The sequence below is a fragment of the Lachnotalea sp. AF33-28 genome, assembly GCF_003477885.1.
GTDB lineage: Bacteria > Bacillota > Clostridia > Lachnospirales > Lachnospiraceae > AF33-28.
This window is the reverse complement of sequence record NZ_QUEE01000013.1, coordinates 14186-36056: the sequence shown is the minus strand read 5'-3', so window position 1 is coordinate 36056 and position 21871 is coordinate 14186. Positions and strand designations below refer to the sequence as shown.

Genomic DNA, 21871 nt, shown 5'->3' with positions numbered 1-21871 from the left:
TTACTTTCCCATTCCAAGCTTCTGCATCAACTTGTTTACGTCAATCGGTTTAGCAATAAACCCGTTCATCCCGGCTTCCTGCGCCTGATCCTGATCTTCCCTGAATGTATTGGCTGTGCAGGCATAGATGAGCACTGTCTTTGCATCCGGGCGATTCAGTCTGCGGATGAGCTTTGTCGCCTCAAAGCCATTATACACGGGCATTTGCAAATCCATGAGGATAATATCAAACTCATATGGTGCCGATCTTTCAAACAGTTCGACAGCCTCGCCGCCATCCGCCGCACGGACTGCGGCAAAGCCCGATGTGTCCAGAATTTCCATGAGAATTTCCGCGTTCAGCTCATTATCCTCAGCAACTAAAATACGCAGTTTTTTCCCGCTGCTGCAAACTTTAAGCACGCTGTCAGCGGCCACCTCACCGACCGAATCTTTCCGGGCTGTCTCTGACGTCACACGAAAGGTAAAGCAGCTGCCCTTGCCCAGCCGGCTTGTTACGTCCAGCGTGCCGCCCATCTGCTTCGCAAGCAGGAAACTGATGGACATCCCAAGCCCGGTCCCCTGGCTGCCCTGGGAAATGCCGCTGTGTTCCTGGCTGAATGGGTCGAATATCTTCCGCCGGAATTCCTCGCTCATGCCGCAGCCGGTGTCCTCTACCTGATAGGTCGTCGATATTCTGCCGTCTTCGGCCGACTGGAACACCCGCATGATAACACGGCCGCCATCCGGCGTAAATTTGGCTGCATTTACCAGTATATTAACGAGGATCTGTTCGATCCTTATGTCGTCTCCCACAAGGTCGGAACAAATAATATCGGTTTCGACCCGGAAGTCAATCCTCTTATCCTCCATACGGCTGCGTATCAGGGATTCAGTCGTAGAGATCAGATCCTTGACGGAAAATGGCTTTGGCACCAGCACCATTTTGTCAGACTGCAATTTTGACATATCCAGAATATCGTTGACGAGGGAAAGCAGGTATTTTGCAGTTGAATCAGATTTTCTAAGATATTCCGCCAGCTTATCAGGATACTGTGTGTTCTGCTGCATCAGATGGTTTAAGCCAATAATTCCGTTGAGCGGCGTGCGGATCTCATGGCTCATATTTGAAAGAAACTCTCCGCGGGATTTCGCTTCCGCTTTTGCCGTTGCGGAGATCAGGGAAATACGGATAATTACAAGCGTCATCAGGCACAAAACGATCACGACGACCACAAGCATTACAGCTGTCATAAATACAAACTGCTGTGTCTGTTCACGGAACACTTCCCGGGGAACCGTCAAAACGATGCTCCATGTTGTGCCGGGCATTGGGATGAAGGATACCACCTGCGCTCCCTGATCCGAATAATTGAAGTGCAGCAGAAATTCTTCCTCCTGTCTCAGCCGGTCGATGATGTCCGAAATCTCCTGATCCGACAGGTTCGCTCGTTTCCGTAACTGGTCAAAGTAGTTGTCAATTTTCCCGATTCCCGCACTGCGGTCGCGGTTCACGACGTAATTTCCGTCTATATCGATGATACCGGTGTAGCCTCTCCCGTCAAAACTGTCGATTTTCAGGCGCTCCGCCATCAGGCTGATCTTTGAAAAGCCTATGATCCCGATAAACCGGATGCCCTCCACCTCAAACGGCTCGCACAAGACACCATATACAAGACTTTCTGTGATTGCTTCCAACACATCCACATTGTCATAACGCATGACAATTTTCTGCTGACCCGAGAGCAAAGGCATCACGTACTCCTTTTCACTTTCATTTTTTACCACATTTGCGCCGGAGTATGTATTCCCATTGGAATCAACTAAATAAATCGTATTGAATATATTGGAAATTTGCTCCAAATTTAAGCGGCCGCAAATTTCCTGTATAGTGCCGCACCGGCTTGCCATAGTTCTGATGTAAACCGCGGATAGTGAATCCCACGAGCTCTCCAGTTCACTTTGGATGTTCTGCATATCATGTCTGGATAATTCCTGCATCGATGCGACAACCGAAGCATCTGTCGTTTTGGTAAGCTGATTTATATAAATGAAAGCCACCAGCGATAATGCGACTAACGTTGCAGAAACAAAAGCAGCAGCCCGGTTCTTATTTCCTCTTTTCATAACGTCCTCCATTCCCCTGGAATTCTCCGCTATTCTTAATCAAGCTTCGTCGTATCTCTTTTGCCAGTTATGTCGAGGAAAGGAAACGGCGGTATGTATATTTATATAAAAGCAGTATACCAAGATATAACAATATTAACAAGCATTCGACATGAATCTTTTTCATATGAAGTAACAGTTCAGCATCCGTGTGACAAAAGATATCGCTCCATGATCTTAGACCAGTTCTCCGCAATCCTGCCGATCCCCTCCTGACTCGGATGTATGAGATCCTGGGAGATGAAAGCCGGATCATTGAGCAGTTTCAGGCCGTCAGTGAACACAAGCCTCCCGTCCGCATATTTTTTTACAATGCCACGAAAGATCTCTGCCTTTTTCTGAAATTCCCGGCCGCCGTTGAAGCGGAAGATATCGGTGGCAAAGACAGGACGCCCATCAGCGGATAGTATATCCACGAAATCTCTCACGCGGCATTCAAACTGTGCCGTATCGAAATCTCCGTACAGCATATTGATGCCCATCTCCACGGAGGCAAAATCCCAGTCCTTCCGGCTCACAATATACTCCGCCATCTCCCTTTCCAGATACGCGCTGCCCGCATATCCCAGATTCAGATAATCGCAGCCCAGCCTGCGGGCGATTTGAAAGGGATAAGAACAGGGCGCGGCCAGCGCAAGGCTTCCGTGGGTGATGGAGGAACCGTAGGCCAGATATGTCTTCTCCGGCACATCCTGCGGTGCGGGAGGCTCCACCTCCCCCTCGATATCCACAAAAAAGCACTTCCCGTATGGCAGGATCACACGCACCACCTCCGGCTGAAAGGGAAGGCCGCATTCCTCTGTAAGGCTTTCCAGGAGTTTCACATCCTGCGGTCTGGGAACGGATATCCTGGTGTCCTCTGTCCCTACTGTCTTGGACGAATGCTGCCACCCTCCCTGAAAAGAGCCGTAATAGATATATGCCGTCAAAGCCTCGCTGCTCTCCTCTGCCCGAAGCGTCAGCACCGCCTCCTCCGACTTCACCTTAAACCGCAGCTCCACACCGGTGCAGTTAAAGCTGACCTGATCCCTGGCCCCTTCGTTGAGTTTCAGCCGGACGGAATCAGGGACGCGCTGCATGGTATAGCCTTTCTCTGTCTTTACAAGTGTATCGGTGTTATGAAAATCTATTTTCCTGAATATCATAGGTTCATTCCTCCCCCGCTTCGGACGCCGCAGCCCATGTCTTCCAGTGTTCCAGGAAGGATTCCAGCGCTCCATCCTGAGTGTAGCAAAAATCCTCCCATTCCGCCAGCATATCCCCGAATTTATCTTCCGGAAACTGTTCTTCTCTGACGGCCGCTCCACAGATCCGTATCTGTTCCTCTTCTTCCAGACACATGATCTCCTTCATGGCGTAATACAGTTCCTGCCCGGCATTGTCTTTCATATCCGAAAACAGCTCGCCGGTTATGCGCAGCATTTCCGCAGCCTGTTCGCGGATCGTGCCGCCGGATTCTCCCATCCAGATATCAAAATTATAGAGTTCCAGCGTTTCATCGTATTCTTCTTCCAGGCGCATCAGCTGATGAAAGTACCTGCCGTAATCCGAGTATTTGCCTGCAGCCGCCTTTAGCCTGCCGCGCACAGCCTTTCTCTCGTCATCACTCATCATCCGTATCTCCTTTTCCTGTCAGTGTATCACATATATCCTTCCACAGCTTCTCAAGGGGCTGGTAAAGCCCGAGCGGCACAAGCAGATGCGCATCCGCCAGCCGGGCGATCCGAACGGGATATATCCCGTGTTTACCCCTTCTCTTTCCTCTGTTTATCAGCCCGTTCTCGGCAAGGAGCTCCATCTGCGCGTCTGTAAACTGATCCGGTACAAGATCAAACAGCCAGAAGTCGCAAACTACGGCTATCGCTTTAAAATAATCATCTCCTGATGACGAGCCTCCCAAGACATCCCCCTCCGGAGTAATCTCTATCAGAAGTTCTGTCTCGGATGCCAAATTCTCTATCACGTCCTCCCGGCCCGCCAATATCACTTTTCGGTACAGACGTTCCGCCAGAGGCTTTAGCACACCGGACTCAAATGACCGCGGGTCCAGCTCATGCAATGCATTTATGAGAAGCTCTTCCTCTTCTGATTTCCAGTACTTCCCTGTTTTGATCATCTGTTTTTGCAGCGCACTCCCACACATGCCTCCGCCCTGTGCGGTATCCACATCCTCTGCCCAGATACCCTTATAGATATACATTCTGTCCTCTTTCGGCAGAAGGCCAAGCTGATCACCGTATACGCAGAACGACAGCAGCGTATTAGCAAGCCGGTACCAGTGATGGCAGTGTATAAACACGTCCGAATCGGTCAGGCGTTTCACCTGTTCCTCTTTCCAGACCCAGAATTCCGGATAGCAGGCTTCCAGTTCCTTTTCCGACCAGATGCCCTCCTCATTCACGCTCAAATCAAGGCTTAAAAAGAGCCGATACAGTTCGCCGTCACTTTGTCCTGCCGAATCCTCTATATAACGGGCCACCGACTTAAAACTGTCCGCCAGGCGGTCCGGCAGGCTGCCAGTCCGGGAAACATAAGCGCACAGAAAATTCAGCGACTGCTCATCATACATAAAACGGCTCCATAAAAGGTCATCCCTTCCTTCAAGCAAAACCGACTGCACCTGTTCCGACGGTTCGTTGCAGATCAGCCATTCTTCAGGCTCTGAAACATCGGCGGGCAGGATTTCCTCCAGATAGCTTTCTTTAAATTCGCTGTAAACATCCTCGACCGTTCTCTCCCTGCCCCCGCGCCTTATTTCCTCCCCGTTCTTAGGATCTTCCTCCTTCTCATTCGCTTCCAGCCAGCGTTCATACCGCTTAACCGACTTCTCAATGGCCGGATCCGGGACAAGTCCGAACTGCTCACAGTCGTCCTCATATGCGGCTTCCCAAAGGATGAACCGCACCATATCCCCTTTCACTGCCGATAGACACAGGTTGGCCTGATAGTATTTCCGCAGATAATTCCCGATTGTTTCCCGATGTTCCTCTATGTACCGCTTCCACAGATCCGGATACCGGTCTTCAAACGCTCCGGCGTCCAGACTAAGCCTGTTTTTCATAAGGCTTCTGGTGTAGACATCGATCATCCGGTTGATATCGTCATTAAGCCCCTCTTCATATACATGCACCGCGACCCGGGGAAACATCCGTATATTTTCCCCAAGCGCCGATTCGGGATACCGCTCCATGGACTCTTCGACGGATTGAAACACCCGTGAAAACCAGCTCCCAAGCGTTTGACAGCTGCCTGCTTTATAGAGCAGCAAAAGCTGAAAGGGACGTCCGAATCTTAACTCTCCGCACTCGTTTAATGTATGGTAGTTCCGGTCATACCGGTCCCGTTCTTCGCGTTCGGACAGTACCGCCGCATATTTGTCATAAAATGAAACGGCTTCGGTGTCAATGAGCGCAGCCGCCCGCTCCATAACGGCTCCGTACAGCCCGTCCGTATCCTCCATATCGTATAAAAGCTTTAAATATTCCACGCACTGCGAAAAGTACAGGCAGCTGTTTAGGAGAATACCGCTGTACTGTTTGAGATTGGCCCTGATATATCCGAGAATAAAGTCCTTCACGGACGGATTCTGACAGGTTACGGTGATAAGAGGGTTCACCCGGTTATATAAATCCGTTCGAATCACAGTTTTCTCCAGCTCCGCCGCCACATCCGAAAATTCTTTCCACTCCAGTTCCTTATCCTGGTCCTTCATCACCTGATGATAGCAGTCCCGCAGAAGCTCCAGTTCAACCGGAAGAGGCATCACCGCCAGGATGAGCATCACCGCTCTGGCCTCCTGTGAAAGGTCGGCATAGATCTTCTCCCAGAAATCAACGGGGCACTCCAGATACTGAAAGAATTTTTCAACGCAGAGCGACGGCGCATCCTCCGGCCGGATTGTTTTGGTATACAGCTCTATAATGCGCGGATTGTAGTTGGAAGAAAGGATCACCTGTCTGCCGGCCTTTAACAGCGCATTGACCTGTCCCCAGGTAAGTGCAGAATTGCGCAGATGTCCAAAATAGATTCTCAGCCTGTCCGTACGGGAGTACTGTTCGATGCGGCATTCCAGACCCTCTGTTTCCACAATCCTGCGGAAATCTTCGTTCTGTTTTAATCCCTGCTCCAAAACATATTCTCTCGTTGTCAGGATCAGGATGCAGTCCCGGCTCCTGCGCACATCCTCTATGAACGCAGCCAGCGCTTTCACATCCAGCCCGTTTCCGAAGCGGTCAAAGCCGTTGCTTCCCCAGAAATCGTCAAAGACAATCACCTTTTTTCCCGGCAGGCTCCGGGCGGTATATAAATCTTCCACCCTTGACGCATAAAAGCAGGATTCAAACTCATATCTGGCGCAAAAATACAGCGCCGCCTGATTCGCGAGAGTCGTCTTTCCGGCTCCCGGCTCCCCCGACAGGATCAGCACCCGGCTCCTCTTAAGCTGATTTACAGCCTTCTCATAGACTTCTGTTTCCACAAAAAGCTGTGCCTTTTCAACCGCATCCGCGAGCCTGATCCGGGACTGCTCCGCCAGGCGGGTGTTCACGGTCTCAAACAGGATCCTCTGCAGGGTTTTCGTATTCTGTATCCACAGTTTGAAATATTTTTCTTCCACCGCCCGGTATCCTAAATCCGGGCCGCTAAGCCAGTTGTTTAAGTCCCGCGCGGTAATGATGTCTTCGGGATTTAAGATATACGGATCAAACAGTTTGATAACAGCGGATTTTTTCTCCGGCAGCAGATCGTCGGCAATGGCCAGGATATACCGGTCCGTCCGAATGCCGTACTGTGCGAGCCGGTCAAGCTTCTCCCGCTCCTCCTTCATCCTGGCAAGCAGTTTCCCATTTGAATTTTTAAGGCGTTTTGCCTGAAAGATGACCGTACGGCCGTCCTGCAGCACGCACCTTCCGTCAATTCCAAGATCTCTTCCCTCCGCAAAGGATTCAAAGAGAAGCCCTGTCTTCACCTGGACCATATCCCGTGCAAAGTCCTGAAATTCCAGCGGTTCAAAAATGCGGTAAAAATCGTACTCGTTCATTCTTTTTGGTACCTTTCGCTGATATCACAGCCATAGCGCCGTGATTTGCACAGTTCTCATCGGATGCCATCCTGCCCGCGGCGCGCACGTACAAAGTATTCATAACCTCATCCTCTTACCGTTTCGTGAGCTCATAGCTTTCCCCGATCATCTTTCTGATTTCTTTTTCCGGCACGGTGCCGTCGAGTATGATGGAATTCCAGTGCTCTTTATTGAGGTGATAGCCCGGAACCACCGATGGGAAAGCGCTGCGGAAAAAATCCCGCCATTGCGGGTCACATTTCACATTGATCCAGATGCGGCCGTCCTTTTCATAGATCCAGGCGAACACCTTCTTGTTAGCCCTGTGCCGGATCACTGTCCAGTTCGGATCGCGGAAAGGGTAATCCTCATATACATCTTTTAAAGTCAGGCAGAATGAAATGGCTTCCTCTCGAGTCAGCATGGCGCTCCTTCTTTCATGTCAATTATTCTATGATTTTATCAAACTTCTCAGCTTTTCTCAATAGCGGCATCATTTTCCACAAAAATGCCCTGTTTTAATTGTAGGAATGCATATGGACTTTTCGGAATCAGTATGATATCTTTACCAAAACATGTAAAATGCCGCGCGGTTTCCATCCAAAAGCCGGCGGCGGCTATCAAATACTGATAAGGGAGGGTAATATCATGGACAAAAATGCCAGTTTTGGCGCTCTGTATGCCGTTGATGACCTGGGACGCCTGCTGCCGGGAGAGGAACAGACCGGACCGTTAAAGGAGGATAGGGCGGTGGGCTGTTTCTATTTTCTCACGCACGGGGCCAAAGACCGGCCCACACCGGCTCCGGTCAACGTCACCCGGATGATGAAGGAGCACCCGGATGCGCTTAAGGATTTTGATCACCCTGCGTGGGGGGACGGAGCTCTCTATTGGGATGAGCCCCTGTTCGGATATTACTTTCTGGATGACCGCTGGGTACTGCGCCGGCATGTGAAGCTGCTCACCCAGGCCGGGGTGGACTTTTTGATCTTTGATACCACGAACCGCACCACCTTCTGGCCGCAGGTCCGCGGGCTGCTGGAAACGCTGGAGGAATACCGTCAGGAGGGCTGGAAAGTTCCCCAAATTGCATATTATACCAACACTCTTTCCGGAGAGACGCTGGATGAAATCTGGAACGACCTCTATGAGCCCGGACTGTTTCGCGAGCTGTGGTTTACATGGGAGGGTAAGCCGTTTATCATTGCGGACCCCGAACAGTGTACACCCGCACAGCGGGAATTTTTCACATTCAGGCTGCCGCAGTGGCCGACCGAAGCGAAAAAAGAAGGCGGCTGTCCGTGGATCGATTTCGAAAGGCCCCAGCGCGTTTGGATCAACGCCGCCGGGGAACATGAGATCGTGCCTGTCAGCGTGGCGCAGCATCCCAATCTAAGCTTCGGGGACGGAGCGTTTTACAATGACCCTGTGCCCCGCGGCCGTGCGTTCCATGACGCGCGCAATGACAAGACTCCCGAGGCCCTGTATTACGGCTATAATATGGCCGAACAGTGGGAACGCGCGATTGCTCTGGATCCGAAGATGGTCTTTTTTACCGGCTGGAACGAATGGACCGCCGGCAAGATCAAAGGAGACGATCCGCGGCCGGTGCTGATGGTCGATCAGGCGGATTGGGAATATTCCCGGGATGTGGAACCGATGCGGGGCGGTCACTTTGACAGTTACTATCTGCAGCTGTGTGATTATATCCGCCGCTACAAAGGGGCGCCTCCAATGCCACAGGCACAAAAAAAACACCCCATCGATCTGTCCGGACCGTTTACCCAATGGGAGGATGTGCCATCCTATTGGGCGATGCCTTATGGCACGCTGCCCCGCAGGGCGGAAGGCCAGGGAGGAATCCTGTATGAGGATCACAGCGGGCGCAATGAGTTTTGCTGTCTGAAAGTCTGCCACGATGACAAAAATGTATATTTCTATGCCGAAACCAGGGAAGAAATCGTATTCAACATGTTCACTAAATGGATGAACCTGTACATAGGGGTGGCCGGGCGTCCCTATGCGCCTCACTGGCATGGCTGGCACTATTTGGTCAACGATATCGTGCTGGACGGCTGCGCCACCTTCGTGCAGACCTGCCTGGGAGGCTACCGTTTCGGCAATAACACCCGCATCTCCTACCGAAAGGAGGGCTGCAGCCTCATGATCGCGGTACCCCGTTCTGTGCTTGGACTTACAGAGGACCGCTTCGAACTGCGCTTTAAGTGGGCGGACCACACCGGTAAGAACGAAACAATCGCCGATTTTTATGAATATGGAGATACCGCGCCTTATGGCCGCTTTTCCTATATTTACCGCGGGATCTAGTACTACAGCACATTGCAGAAGAGGGGCAGTCTCACCTGTGATTTATCAATCATCCGGTGAGGCTGCCCCTCTTCTGCAATGCGGGCATTTATTCATCGTCTTTTCCTTTTATTTCTATATAATGTGTGGCATATCTTCTTTCCAGCACACCGTTTTTTGTTTTCGTAAACTCCATCGAAGCCCGAACGGCCAGAGCTGTTTTCTGTCTGTTCATTTTGTCACCTTCTCTATATCTCTATCTGTTCCATTTCACGCATAATTTTCGTTTCAATGTAATTTTGCTGGTAAAACGCATTTAACGTGCGTTTTGTGTATCTCATATGAGTATCTGCAGTTACTGCAGTTAAAAGTCTCGTAAAATATCGCTCCCAGCTGAAATCTGCCGAACTCTCTATATAATTATATGGCTCCTTTAAAATTGCCGCCAATTTCTGATCCTGCAGCAATCCGCTTTTTAATATCAGCCATTCAAAGGACTCTGGTAAATATATATGAAACCTAGAATCTGTTTCCAATAGTTTTATCATTTTGTCCATTTCTGACCCAAATGCAGCTCCATCCGCTATAATTAAGATTTCGTCTTTTATACACTTGGTTAAAGTTGAAAAAATATTGGATTTTCCACGGGCACTGATACATACTTTTCCCCTTTTCTGACATACATCATAAAAAAACTCAAAGCCTGCATTAGAATCCTCTGTGACAATGCTCTCTGGCCGAACCGAATGGGAATACTCTCTCTTTCCATATAAGTGATATAACTCATTATAAGTCTGCTTCAAAGTTCCATATTTTCCCGAATTACGAATACCGTATATTTCCTCTACACTGTATGGCAGCATAGATAGACCTTCTCTGGCTACAATCACATAATAATTGTCTGTTTTCTGAATGCAGGCAGCGAATTCTTTCGTTCCGACGAAATTGTTTCCCTCATCAATGAAAACTATACTGTCGTGTATCGATGACAGCTGCGCCCTCCATATCTGTCCGGACAGAACTGCACACTTTTTTTCGCAGTTCAATTCGATACCGCTGGCAATTCCATTCTCCTGAAACTCCCGAATCATATCTATCAAAACTGTCTTGCCGGTTGCACTGTCGCCCCTGATCACTGTAATATTTCTCTTTATCTCAAAACTATAGCGGATTCTTTTATTTTGTACAATTATACGATATTTTCCTCTCATATACACCTCTATACATAGAGTCCGGCAATCCAAATCAATTCTTTCATATTGTGGACAATCTGATCCGTATTTAAAATATGGATTGTAAACTCACCGCTGCCAAAGTCCATTATATGGCGCAGGTTAATCGTTAGTTCTTTTTCCTCCGCAATTTTTAAAATCCACTTAGCACAATTATCTCCACAAGCAGAAGCATTCCATATTTTGTCCGGCTCATATTTCATTAGAATCAACGTCTTGACACCACCGGATAAACTCGTTGGCGGAATTTTCCCCATAACCGGACTGTCAATCACCGATCCTTCTAAGACGCTGGATTTATCTATATCCAGGATCATCTCTTTTGTAAAGGGATCGGTGATCCATTCGTCTTCATACGTATTTTTAAAATATATGGAAGTATTGTAAATCACATCTGACATTTCGCCATAAAATATATGCAGCACAAAAGCACCTCTCTCATATCGGTTTACCTATAATTGAGAATATTATAACACACATCCCAGTAAAACAAAACATCCAAACTCCAGGAAACCTATCCACCTGATAACCGTCAATCACTTTGTACAAAAACCTCTGACATATACTGTATGAATGCACATGGACTTTTGTCCGGCAGTATGATATCTTTACCGCAAGTACCCCAATAAGCATCAGAAAAATCCACCTCAAAGGAGAACGCTTATGAAGATATTAAAAATTGAAGCGGACCGCCATCGGATACGCCTGTATACCGATACGGACGGCGCGGTCCGCGTGCGCGAAAGCGTGCCCACCGTCGGCGCAAAGCCCGGCAGGACACTGTCCATGGAGGAGGCCGCAGCCACCGGAGGAATCATCGAGCTGCAGCGCCGCCCAAATGCCAATGACCGCCTTTACTCTCGTTTTACCGTTTACTGCGGCGAAGAGGAGGCCGGCGGAGTGCGCTATGTGACCGATATCGCGGAGGATGTGCCTGAAAACACTGCGCCCTATCCGCAGCCGGCCACTATAAAGACCCTGGGTGCACCGCCCGAGCTATCCAAAAAACTGGATATCCGGCAGGGACGTCTGGATATCAATCTGCCCTGTCTCATGACCGCGGTGCCAGGCGTTGATACCATCCCCTACGATTTTAACGGACGCACCTATTATTTCCGCCGCAGTGCCGTGGAGCAGGTGGACCGGCAGATGCAAAGCGTTCCCATCACAACGATGATCCTGCTCAATTCCCCGCGCCTGTTTGGCTCTACCGGAGAAAAGGCGCTTCTGGACGCCTGCATCCATCCGGGCTTTGACTGGAACAGCTCCGAAGCCTTCATCAGCGCCTTTGATATGGAGACGGAAGAAGGCCAGGGCTACTACGGTGCATTTGTGGAATTTCTTGCAGAACGCTATACCCGTCCGGACAAAAAATACGGCTGCGCGGTGGGAGCCATCATATCCAATGAAGTGGACAGCCAGTATGTCTGGGGAAATGCCGGGGAGATGCCGGTGGAGCAGTACGTGCGCGAATATACCCAGGCCCTGCGCTTAGCCTGGCTGTGCGGCCGCAGACACTGCAGTCACTTCCGTGTTTACATTTCCCTGGATCAGTTCTGGTGCGGCGCCAATTTTAACCCGGCCCAGACCCTGCGCTATTACAGCGGGCGCACCGTGCTGGAGCTCTTAAATTCCAATGCATGCGGCGAAGGAAATTTCGGCTGGGGCGTCGCCTACCACCCTTATCCGGAAGACCTTAAATGGGCGGATTTCTGGCACGACCGCGCGCCGGATTTTACCTTCAGCACGCCTAAGATCACCTTTAAAAACATGGAGGTGCTGGAAGCTTTCCTGTCCCAGGCGGACTATCTCTACCGCGGGCAGGCCCGGCGCATCGTATTCAGCGAGCAGGGCTTCAATTCCCAGGACGGACCGCTAAGAAAGCTAACCGAGCAGATGGCGGCGGCCGGCTATGTGCTCGCCTATCTCAAGGCGCGCAACATGAACACGGTGGATATGTTCACCCACCATTCCTGCATCGATAACCCGCAGGAGTTCGGTCTGAATCTGGGAATCTTCCGCTACGATCCCACAAAGCCGGAAAATGTGGGCGAACCCAAGCCGATCTGCGATTCCTTCCTGGCTATGGACACGGAAAAGGAGGCCGAAGCGGTAGAAAGAGCGCGGGCATTCATCGGTGAAGAACTGTTTGATTATCTGCTGCATCCGCCGGTTGTCTACGGAGAACGCGATACCTCGCAGGACAACGCATTTGGGGGATAATGCATGCAGATGAGGAATCCCACATATTGAGTCCGAACATTGTTAAGTTTTATTTAAATTAATAGATATATTACACAACCTCCCTTTAATTTTCAGCTTTTATATAGTATACTGTAGCTATAGGAAAGGGGGTTGATGCTATGCGCAACATTTTAATTATTTCAGACAATGCGGCGCTCTGCAGCCAGGTAACGGAGCTCTTGAAGGAGGCGGAATACTCTCATATCTATTCCGTCAAGACCTGCATGCAGGGATTCTCCCTGGTATACAGGCTAAATCCCAAGCTGATCGTGATTGATGCGGAACTCCCTGACAACGATCTGGCCGAAATGAAGAAAGTGGTCTCCGGCCCTTTGGCCGGCATCACACTGTTCATCGCGCCGGCATCGTATCGGAACGAAGGCGGGGGAACAGCCGCTTATAAGGGAGTTCCTCATTGGATCACCCGCCCGGTGGACAGGGCTGTATTTCTGGAAGCGGTCCGGGAGATCACCGCATGAACGGCACCCAATGTATGACAGGCTATAGACACCCGGGATTTACAAAAAAACAGGAGCCGCCAAGACACAGATATTCATCTGCTGCCTTAGCGGCTCTTTATCCGGCTGGGGGCGAAACACCGGATATATTTTATTTTTAACCTCAGGATCTTTTTGCTTTCCGAATAGGTGCTCATAAAATAAATGCTGTACAGAATCACCGCAAGCCCGGCGGAATGTAGTACGTTCCTTGCAATATCTACCTTTGACAGATACGGAATAATCCTGTATATTCCATATCCTTTATCTCGGGTGCGTTTTAGGCAATGGCATATTCCTGTTCTCCAGGCCGCCTGCTTTTACATTTCTGGAGGCGAGCTGTTAAACTCTTTTCTGTAAATTTTCTTTCTCGAACGCATGGCTCTTCTCACCATGCGTTTTTTCCTGTTCTGCCGCAGATCAGCCGGCTCTGTATTCGGTTTCTTATCACGTTTTCATGCTTTATCGTAAAATAAAATACGATATTCATCATTCTTTTGTTACGACTTATTCCACTATGATAGCTTTAAAAGTCGTAGTATAAGGAGACCGTTAAAATGGATATATTAAAACGCATCTATGAACTGCGCGTTGACCGCGGCTGGAGCGAATATCAGCTTGCTGAAGCGTCTGAAATCTCGCAATCCACCATCTCTTCCTGGTATAGAAAGGACATGCTCCCCTCCATCGGATCTCTCGAAAAAATCTGCAAAGGGCTGGGCATTACCATGTCACAGTTTTTTGATGATTCAAATGGGTCCGGCTCACTCACCGATGACCAGAGACGGCTGCTTCGCGGCTGGGAACGGCTGACTCCCGGACAGAGAGAATCGCTGCTGGTATTTTTGGAGAGCCTGTGAACGGATTGCACCCCGTCCGAACTGACCTCTATGTCGGAAAGTCAGCCGGCTCTGAAATCTCAGTGAGTTTCTCTAAGACCGCCCCGTCACAGGTCCGGTACACAGTAGATTCCGCCATTTTGTTTAGAACAGCAATTTACTAAATACGCCGTCCCATTTCTGGCCGTCATGCCGTGGTCTAAAAAGAGAAAATTATAATCGTAATTATTTATACGATAATATTTATTCATTTATAACGACTTCTGCCACTATTATAGTCTTAAAAGTCGTAGTAAAAGGAGACGGAGTAAATGAATGTGTTAAAGCGTATAATCCAGCTGCGCACCGAGCGCGGCTGGAGTGAATATCAGCTGGCTGAAGCAGCCGAACTCCCTCAGTCCACCATATCCTCCTGGTATCGAAAGGACATGCTGCCATCCATCGGGTCTCTTGAGAAGATCTGCAGAGGCCTGGGCATTACCATGTCCCGTTTCTTTGATGAGAACGATGAATCTGTCTCCCTCACCAGCGAACAGAGACGGCTACTGAACGGATGGGAAAGGCTGACGCCTAGGCAGAGGGAATCAATGCTTTTTTTCCTGGAAAGCCTTTAGTCCGGCTTGTAGCGGTTTGTGTGATCTCATTCGGCGGGTTATTTTTATTCGTCCTTTCTAAATATGAAGGGAGTGCGCCCTTGCAGTTTCGGAATTTAATCAGAGATGAAGGGCGTACAGTGATAGGCCGTATGACTGTACAAAAACAAAGTATCCGAATATCTGCAGTATAAACGCAGATATTCGGGCGCTCCACAATGCTGAGACATATCTATTTTCAGTTCAAAAAACAGTCAGTATTTTATATACCGTCATAAACTTCCGGCTCCAGACCCGGCAGGTTCTCTAAAGTTATCTCATAATCTTCATAGCAGCCTGGAATACGTTCCGTATTTTCTTTTGCCGCTACCTTTAGCGTACGGTGTACCTTAGCCGATGAATATTGTCCCATCGGACAATTGTGCTTCCACCAGTACACCTTTTTAACTTCCATACTGCCATCCGGACGTGCCGAAGAGCAGTCATTCTCAAATAATGTCCGCAATGCCTCTTTGATTTTCTCGGCATCTTCATCTGAAAAACCGGTTTTATCCGCCAGCTGGTGATTAATGCTCCCCCGCAGCAGATAAAGGCCAAATTCCACGCGGTGCTTCATACCCATTGTATCAGAAGTTCTTTTCCCATCTTTGGAAGGTTCGCTGTTTGTACTTTTTGTTATCTGCAAATCCATTATCTCAATGGGAGATACACTTATGGCAGGGTGTATGGAAACCGGCCCTCTGACACCGACCGATACGCCTCCGTCTTTTTCTTTAAATGCGAATACCTGTCCGAAGCTTCGCACATCAATCCATTTTTCGCAGGCTGCTTTCGCATAGGCTTCACTGTCCTTCTCTTTCAGCGCCGCTGATAATTCAGGACAGTTTTTCGCGCGTTCGCTAAGACTCCTGTACCCATCCGTATAACGCCCTTCTGACTGGACAAATATCTCTTCTCCCATATCCTGAAGACGGTTTCTGATCTTTCGCTTTATACAGACATCTGAAATTTCACCGAAACCTTCATAATCCTCACGCGGACGGTTTCCGTTCAGCGGATCGCCATTAGGGTTTGCATTCTTAACTGTAATCAATACTGCAAAATCTATTTTGTTTGTAAATTTACTCATTCTCATCTTCCTCCTCATCCTTCATGTTCTTCCAAAGATAGCTAAGTTCGCAGTAATATCCCAGCAGATACTCCTCACCAAGCGGAGCCTGTGTGTTAAACTGATCCGGCAGGAACAAATCATAGATCGACTGCATTTCCTTTTCATAACGGACTTGCATGCCCTGGTGAAGTTTTCCCAAATACGGAAGCAGCTTCAGTCCCAGCATCTTCCATGTATTACTCGGATATTTTACCATGTGGCTCATAAACCGAATGACATTTGTCTCCCTTTTTCCCCGCTCGCTTTCTGAAAAAGTATCGTATTCCACCTTATGTGCCACCGCAAGCAATCGGCCATACAGATAATCTCGATTATCCCAATTTCGATCAAGGCTCATTATTTCCCAGTCCTCCTTTTTTTCATCCGCATATCTCTTATGTATTAATGCACAGGCAATTTCCAGCACTTTTCTGTAATTGTAACTGCTGAAGGCCTGCGGTCTTGATGCATTTTCCACTGCTGAACGCACGAGATCGGCCGGGAGGCGGTGCTTGCCCAGTATACATGGCATTAACCGTTTTAAAGTATCTTTCATCAGCCTGTCATCTATGTTCAGCATTCCATTTCTCTCTGTACCGTATGCGGCAAGAGCGATATCCTCCGGAGCAGGAGCCATCAGCACCGTTCCTTTTCCTTTTTTATAGCTCATATTCCATGCACAGCTTGTATGCCAGTATTTCAGATTCCGCAGGAATTCCGAACCGCTTATCTGCTGATAATACGTGACCGCCAGCCGGCCTGGCGTTGCGGCATCCAAAGAGAGAACTACGATATCCGTATTATCCGTATCAATATCAGCGTGCCGGCCGGCTAAAGCATCATTCACTCGATCCGCATAAGCCTTTGCGACATCCGCCTGAGCATACTCTTCATCCTCATAAAACAGGTCATATGTATCCTTGTCCCAATCTGGCAGACCCCGATTTTCTGGATTCCACACAACCACACATAGCCCAAAACGCCGGAATGCCTGGCGCTCAATCAGCCATTTCAATGCGTTATGTGCTTTTTGAGACGAAGCATAGCCGATAGAATTTGCCTCTCTGCGCTCCCTGAATCTTCCCCGGTAAGTGAAACCGCTGCTGTCATTTGCAGAAATCAGCTTAGCTTTATCGGCCGAGTTACGAATCTTTGACGGCTGCTTCTCTGAACAAATGCAGTATTCTCCCGTAACATAATCCAGGTCCAAGTCTCCTTGTGTACTTAGATAATACCGAATATAATCGTTATAGACCCCGCGCTCCTTCCAAACCTGCCCCAGCCCCTTCACTCGCTCATCCCGAATACAAAACCGGACAAATACATCTGCCTGTGCAATGCCTTCTATCTTTTCTTTGTCGTTCAGCATGCCCTGCCCGTCCAGCGTCAGGACTTTTGCTGAAATTAAATCCCGAATCAATACAGCTTTCGCCAGATACCTGTAAATGGCCTCTACAAATTCATGACAGCCCGCCCTGTGCCATTCCTCCATCTGGGTAATATAGGCCTGATAATAATCTTTTGCTTTTTTACGATTGACGTATTGCGCAAAATCTCCCGCCACATAGCAGAGTTTATCGCACAGCGGATGAGGCGCAATGTCGCTGGACCGGCTTCCGGAGGCTTCCGTAACAGGAATCAGTGTTACAGCCTGTGCCTTTTCCACCCGGCAGGCGCTCTTAAATTCTCCATCCAGATTCACCGCGACTTCTATCTGTGCATTTTGAGTTGAATGAGCAATCGGCAAAAGGATACATCCGGTTTCATCTTCGATCCCCACAAGGTGTGCGGATTTTTCATAAGTATCATAAAGAGCCTGCATCCATCCCAAATCGCCCCACCTCCTCATTAAAATATTCCGCTGTAAATTCGTTCAGCCCCTGAAAATTCTTTTCATCAAATGTTTTCACATCCATGTCCCTTAGAACACGTCGAACCGAGCAATCTTCCGGCCGTATAAAATCAATCACTCCATGTTTCATCACCGGTCTCCAGAATCTGGCTGTCAGCTTATTTTGCTCTTCTTCTCTTACAGCCTCATCCGGATAAGTAAACCCGTGAAATAAAAAGCCAAAAGCTAATTCCTCTGTCGTATCATAAACGCTTTCGCCTTCCGAAAATCTACACGGTTCCACATAGCCCTGGCACTCCCTGGTCCCAAGAAAAATATCTCTCCTGCCGCCGCGTTCCAACATTCGCTTTGCTATAAAAAAATGTTTGTTCTCATTTCGGTCCTGTGCCAAATCCGGCCGTCCTTCATTCCACTCAAAATGCGCCTGCACATGATATTCCACATCTTTTAAATATGTATACAGTGAAAGAGTATTCCCTCCACTGTATTCAATCGGCCGGATTCCCTGCGATTCCGTCTGTATCGGCTTCATAACTCTCACACGGTCAATATACCAGATCAGAGTAGGCTTCCAATAGATGCTTTCCACAATGCCCTTGAGCGCCTGATATGTTGGAATCTGGTAAGAAAGCTTTTCCCCTCCGCTCTTTGTAATCGGATCCGAAAACATCGCCCGCCGGCCATATACTTTAAACTCAATACGGTTTTCTTTTTCCATAACATACTCCTCATTTTCAGGTCACTGAATAACTTATTCTACAAGACAATACCCATCTGCTCATCGTAAGCCACCTCCTTTAATACCCATACTCCCGCATTTTTCAAAAATTCTATTGATTCTTTGCTTTTCAGCTGCTTAAGCATCTCCGGAAAAATATTTACGGTAGCCTGCTGCGCTTTTTTGAGAGTATTCTTTATTTTCTTTTTGTCTGTTTCGTCCGCTAACTGTGTTATGATCTTCTTTCCTTCTTTATAGGGTACGATTACACTCACTGTATTATCATTGATTACCTGAAAATGTTGTCCGGCTGTTTTAAATGCCTGAAACATTTCCAGATCCGGTGTTTTCCCGGCATCCTTGGCGGCAATTCTTCCGCAGCGGTTTTGTTCTAACATATCAAGAAGACTAGCTCCTGCCCGATCAACAGGATAAGACATCAAACGTCTTTGTGACATATCATAATAATATCTTTCATAATATGACCGAAGCGCCTGAACAGACAGCAAATCGTTGTCATAACGTTCGGGATATCTTTCAAATTCATCTACCAGAAATTCACTGCACTGAGCGCCTTTCACTATCTGCTCAAGTTTCCCCAGGCGTTCTTCTTTATACCGTATCAGATATACTACTCCTTCATACCATTCCCAATTTCGGTTACATCTCCCTGCTGCCTGGGCAATGCTGTCCATCCCCGCAAATGAGCGGATCACACATTCAAAGGATAAATCCACTCCGGCTTCAATCAGTGAAGTGCTGACACAGATTATTTTCCTGTTGCCCAGCAGCTTCATAAGCTTTCGAATATAATCCATCCGATGCCGGGCACACATATATGTGCTTAAGTGAATCAGCAGTACGGATTCATCCGTTCTGCGATAATGTTCCTGTAAAGAAAGGAACATTTCCCTGGCAGCCGCCTTGGTATTTAATATCAGCAGCAGATTCTGTTTTTCTTTCATACGGTCTACCACAAACTGTTTAAGGCGCTGAGTATCAAAGGTTCCTCTGGTGACTTCAATTCTCACGCGTTTAAGCTGACGGTATAAGCCTTCCCGATCGGCAATTATATCGGCCGGCTGCCCCATACATATGGGGCAGCTCACCTGATCCAATACAGGCTGAGTAGCAGAACATAAAATAATTGTGCTATTACAGACCAAAGAAAGATAATTCATGGCAAGATTGAACATGTAGATCATTTGAATCGGCAGCGATTGAATCTCATCCACAATAATTACAGAATCAGCTAAGCTGTTAAATCTCCGCACCGACTGCATGCTGTCTGAAAACAAAGTGTTTAAAAACTGCACAAAGGTACTGGTGACAACCGGACTGTCCCAGTTCGAAGTCAGCTGTTTATAACGGTTGTACTCTGCCTTTGCTTCTTCGTTTGTATTATCTATCACTATATTGGAATGGTGCTCTAAGATAAAAGCTTGTCCCAGCACATCGCGGAAAACCTCACTGTTTTGCTCAAGTATACTCAAATACGGTGCGAAATAAAAAACATGCTTTTTCCTGCCCTTTAATGCATGGTGTAACGCGAAACGCATGCTGCTCAACGTTTTCGCTCCACCGGTAGGGACCGATAAACGATAAATGCCCGTCTTGCATTCCGCAAATTTGAGGCATTCGTCCGCAACTTGTTTTCTTAAAGCAGAAATATTATCTCCGCGCGGTTGACTTTCCAGGGATAGTTCCAGATTTCTGCACAGCAGTGACCACTGGGGTGCATTTTTATTAACTTCTTTGTTTTCCGGCTCCTCCTCTTCCTCAAAGGATGCAGCATCCTGCCTGTCCGCTTCGACTACAATTGAAAGAAGCATTCGTTCCAGTATGGATATTGAAAAACTGCGGCTTTGCTTATTTTTTTCAATCATTTTCATAAAACACTGGACTTCAAATACCGCTTTTTCAAAATATTCATCGAATTCCTCTTCATTTGTTTCAGAAGCTTTAAAATGCTCCATGACCTCATCATAATCCAACCCTTCCAATGACTCTACCCGCCGATGAAAATGATCGGTACCATTCAGATCCATACAGTCGTTTAAACCGTGATGGGATAAAATTGCAACGGAAATTAACTGTGCTGTCAAACGATGCAGCCTATCGCCGTGATAATATCTTTGATAGACATAAATCGCTCCGGCTGAACTATGGTTTACCTCTCCTCTGCGGACACTGTCAGGATGAAGGACTGCCGCCTCAAGATATTCTTTAAAACGCAGCCGCCATTTTCCAAGATCGTGAAAAAAGCCTGTCAGATATGCGAGATTGCCCATATTGAGAGACGCAGCCAGAACTCTTGCATTATTGGCTGTATGTATCAGATGGTTGATTACAGGCTGCTTTTTTTGGTCGCGCTCACGAATATGGGCTATCATATATTCATCTCCCAGCTTTCTTAATCACTCTCTATGAGCTTCCGGACAGCAATAGCAGCAGCCATCCGCTTTGTAGTATCCGCGTCTTTTCGCTTCCGCTACTGCCTGTATACCATTATCATATGCCCCCAGATATACTTTGTTTATTGTAGGGCAATAATAGCATTGAGATGTATGTACTTCATAGTTTCCGTTCGGATTTTTGCTCGTATCTAAATTCAGGTAATAATTTTTTATCATGTTTATGCTCCTCTTCATTTTAATGTATATATAAAAATGAAAGACACATGCCAGTTACTCAGTGTTCATCTCCTTCCAAATAAATTTTACGAAAGTATTTGACGAAACGCATAAAAACAGATAAAATTTTATTATCGATCGTTTTTGGCCTGAGAACTAAATACTTTCGATTCGACGCCTGTTTAATTTGCAGATTAAGCGGGCGTTAGGTTGTCTCTTTCATTCTATTTTCTTAAATAGATTGTTGATCTTTATAGTATATATTCTTTATACTTACATGTTAGCAGATAGTCCACTATTTGTCAACCATGAATAATATTAGGGATTGATCTCAGATACTATTTTTGTTATAGTGTTGATGTCGAGTTCTACTATATGAATTCGTGGATTGAAAATTAAAAAGATTCTTGAAATTTACTAAAAGGAGCTGTGGCTATGTTTATTAGCCACAGCTCCTTTGTAATGGGATAAGCCCGATTAAACAAGAGGTGTCTGTTTGTATCCAAGATGAATGGTATTCAAAGCATCCCCGTATGATTTAAGAGCGCGCTGCTTTATTGACAATCACGTTGATGCGTTCGTTGCTTATGACAATACACTCG

General features: G+C 47.6%; 17 protein-coding genes. 5 read left to right on the top strand and 12 right to left on the bottom strand.

All coding sequences use genetic code 11. The features are described from left to right. From DWZ56_RS16630 to DWZ56_RS16610, 5 genes are all read right to left on the bottom strand, one after another. Window positions 1–2106 (bottom strand): hybrid sensor histidine kinase/response regulator, encoded by a 2106-nt coding sequence (locus tag DWZ56_RS16630; protein WP_158584641.1) that lies wholly within the window; start codon window positions 2104–2106, stop codon window positions 1–3. Window positions 2107–2285: 179 nt separating this feature from the next. Then, a complete protein-coding gene (locus tag DWZ56_RS16625) occupies window positions 2286–3290 on the bottom strand; it encodes a GDSL-type esterase/lipase family protein (RefSeq protein WP_118557730.1) in 1005 nt (334 codons plus the stop codon). Between the two features lie 4 nt (window positions 3291–3294). Next, window positions 3295–3759 carry a hypothetical protein gene (locus DWZ56_RS16620; RefSeq protein ID WP_147369441.1) on the bottom strand — a complete coding sequence of 155 codons (465 nt, stop codon included), beginning with the start codon at window positions 3757–3759 and terminating at the stop codon, window positions 3295–3297. Further along, window positions 3749–7183, bottom strand: a complete 3435-nt coding sequence (locus tag DWZ56_RS16615) for a hypothetical protein (RefSeq protein WP_118557728.1) — start codon at window positions 7181–7183, stop codon at window positions 3749–3751. Before DWZ56_RS16615 ends, DWZ56_RS16620 begins: the two co-directional genes overlap by 11 nt. Window positions 7184–7298: 115 nt before the next feature. Beyond that, window positions 7299–7628 (bottom strand): MmcQ/YjbR family DNA-binding protein, encoded by a 330-nt coding sequence (locus DWZ56_RS16610; RefSeq protein WP_118557727.1) that lies wholly within the window; start codon window positions 7626–7628, stop codon window positions 7299–7301. 224 nt (window positions 7629–7852) lie between these two features. On the opposite strand from DWZ56_RS16610, the gene DWZ56_RS16605 reads away from it, so the two are divergent. Next, on the top strand, window positions 7853–9532 hold the full coding sequence (locus DWZ56_RS16605; protein WP_118557726.1) for a hypothetical protein: 1680 nt from the start codon (window positions 7853–7855) through the stop codon (window positions 9530–9532). Between the two features lie 88 nt (window positions 9533–9620). Here the strand turns inward: DWZ56_RS16605 and DWZ56_RS23360 are convergent, their stop codons facing one another. The 3 genes from DWZ56_RS23360 to DWZ56_RS16595 are packed head-to-tail and all read right to left on the bottom strand — an operon-like array spanning window position 9621 to window position 11168. Next, entirely contained in the window at window positions 9621–9746 is a 126-nt protein-coding gene (locus DWZ56_RS23360; RefSeq protein WP_279220310.1) for a hypothetical protein, read from the bottom strand. 13 nt (window positions 9747–9759) lie between these two features. Continuing rightward, the gene (locus DWZ56_RS16600; protein WP_118557725.1) at window positions 9760–10722 is read right to left on the bottom strand and encodes a translation initiation factor 2; all 963 of its coding nucleotides are present in this window, start codon (window positions 10720–10722) and stop codon (window positions 9760–9762) included. Between the two features lie 8 nt (window positions 10723–10730). Further along, window positions 10731–11168: a DUF4869 domain-containing protein gene (locus DWZ56_RS16595; protein ID WP_118557724.1), complete on the bottom strand. Its 438-nt coding sequence runs from the start codon at window positions 11166–11168 to the stop codon at window positions 10731–10733. 238 nt (window positions 11169–11406) lie between these two features. Here DWZ56_RS16595 and DWZ56_RS16590 point away from each other — a divergent pair, with 238 nt between their 5' ends. The 4 genes from DWZ56_RS16590 (at window position 11407) to DWZ56_RS16575 (ending at window position 14937) form a co-directional block, all read left to right on the top strand. Next, entirely contained in the window at window positions 11407–12966 is a 1560-nt protein-coding gene (locus DWZ56_RS16590; RefSeq protein WP_118557723.1) for a DUF5722 domain-containing protein, read from the top strand. A 140-nt stretch (window positions 12967–13106) separates the two neighbouring features. After that, entirely contained in the window at window positions 13107–13466 is a 360-nt protein-coding gene (locus DWZ56_RS16585) for a response regulator transcription factor (protein ID WP_118557722.1), read from the top strand. A 575-nt stretch (window positions 13467–14041) separates the two neighbouring features. Continuing rightward, window positions 14042–14344, top strand: coding sequence for a helix-turn-helix domain-containing protein (locus DWZ56_RS16580; protein WP_118557721.1), 303 nt, complete (start codon window positions 14042–14044; stop codon window positions 14342–14344). Between the two features lie 290 nt (window positions 14345–14634). Beyond that, the gene (locus DWZ56_RS16575; RefSeq protein ID WP_118557720.1) at window positions 14635–14937 is read left to right on the top strand and encodes a helix-turn-helix domain-containing protein; all 303 of its coding nucleotides are present in this window, start codon (window positions 14635–14637) and stop codon (window positions 14935–14937) included. A gap of 241 nt (window positions 14938–15178) precedes the next feature. Here DWZ56_RS16575 and cas7c read toward each other — a convergent pair whose 3' ends face one another. Genes cas7c through cas3 form a run of 4 tightly spaced genes read right to left on the bottom strand, consistent with a single transcriptional unit; the run spans window position 15179 to window position 21029 of the window. Further along, window positions 15179–16045: a type I-C CRISPR-associated protein Cas7/Csd2 gene (cas7c, locus tag DWZ56_RS16570; protein WP_118557719.1), complete on the bottom strand. Its 867-nt coding sequence runs from the start codon at window positions 16043–16045 to the stop codon at window positions 15179–15181. Continuing rightward, window positions 16038–17888 carry a type I-C CRISPR-associated protein Cas8c/Csd1 gene (gene cas8c, locus DWZ56_RS16565; protein WP_243095337.1) on the bottom strand — a complete coding sequence of 617 codons (1851 nt, stop codon included), beginning with the start codon at window positions 17886–17888 and terminating at the stop codon, window positions 16038–16040. Before cas8c ends, cas7c begins: the two co-directional genes overlap by 8 nt. After that, a complete protein-coding gene (gene cas5c / locus DWZ56_RS16560) occupies window positions 17872–18636 on the bottom strand; it encodes a type I-C CRISPR-associated protein Cas5c (protein WP_118557717.1) in 765 nt (254 codons plus the stop codon). Before cas5c ends, cas8c begins: the two co-directional genes overlap by 17 nt. Before the next feature lie 38 nt (window positions 18637–18674). Further along, window positions 18675–21029: a CRISPR-associated helicase Cas3' gene (gene cas3, locus DWZ56_RS16555; RefSeq protein ID WP_118557716.1), complete on the bottom strand. Its 2355-nt coding sequence runs from the start codon at window positions 21027–21029 to the stop codon at window positions 18675–18677. Between the last annotated feature and the right edge of the window lie 842 nt (window positions 21030–21871).

Bases quoted from the DNA above. Each gene is read 5' to 3' on its own strand.
- DWZ56_RS16615 (WP_118557728.1), bottom strand. From the start codon at position 7,183: ATGAACGAGTACGATTTTTACCGCATTTTTGAACCGCTGGAATTTCAG.
- DWZ56_RS16625 (WP_118557730.1), bottom strand. From the start codon at position 3,290: ATGATATTCAGGAAAATAGATTTTCATAACACCGATACACTTGTAAAG.
- DWZ56_RS16620 (WP_147369441.1), bottom strand. From the start codon at position 3,759: ATGATGAGTGATGACGAGAGAAAGGCTGTGCGCGGCAGGCTAAAGGCG.
- DWZ56_RS16575 (WP_118557720.1), top strand. From the start codon at position 14,635: ATGAATGTGTTAAAGCGTATAATCCAGCTGCGCACCGAGCGCGGCTGG.
- DWZ56_RS16605 (WP_118557726.1), top strand. From the start codon at position 7,853: ATGGACAAAAATGCCAGTTTTGGCGCTCTGTATGCCGTTGATGACCTG.
- cas5c (WP_118557717.1), bottom strand. From the start codon at position 18,636: ATGGAAAAAGAAAACCGTATTGAGTTTAAAGTATATGGCCGGCGGGCG.
- DWZ56_RS16590 (WP_118557723.1), top strand. From the start codon at position 11,407: ATGAAGATATTAAAAATTGAAGCGGACCGCCATCGGATACGCCTGTAT.
- cas7c (WP_118557719.1), bottom strand. From the start codon at position 16,045: ATGAGTAAATTTACAAACAAAATAGATTTTGCAGTATTGATTACAGTT.
- DWZ56_RS16580 (WP_118557721.1), top strand. From the start codon at position 14,042: ATGGATATATTAAAACGCATCTATGAACTGCGCGTTGACCGCGGCTGG.
- DWZ56_RS16610 (WP_118557727.1), bottom strand. From the start codon at position 7,628: ATGCTGACTCGAGAGGAAGCCATTTCATTCTGCCTGACTTTAAAAGAT.
- DWZ56_RS16600 (WP_118557725.1), bottom strand. From the start codon at position 10,722: ATGAGAGGAAAATATCGTATAATTGTACAAAATAAAAGAATCCGCTAT.
- cas3 (WP_118557716.1), bottom strand. From the start codon at position 21,029: ATGATAGCCCATATTCGTGAGCGCGACCAAAAAAAGCAGCCTGTAATC.
- DWZ56_RS23360 (WP_279220310.1), bottom strand. From the start codon at position 9,746: ATGAACAGACAGAAAACAGCTCTGGCCGTTCGGGCTTCGATGGAGTTT.
- cas8c (WP_243095337.1), bottom strand. From the start codon at position 17,888: ATGCAGGCTCTTTATGATACTTATGAAAAATCCGCACACCTTGTGGGG.
- DWZ56_RS16585 (WP_118557722.1), top strand. From the start codon at position 13,107: ATGCGCAACATTTTAATTATTTCAGACAATGCGGCGCTCTGCAGCCAG.
- DWZ56_RS16630 (WP_158584641.1), bottom strand. From the start codon at position 2,106: ATGAAAAGAGGAAATAAGAACCGGGCTGCTGCTTTTGTTTCTGCAACG.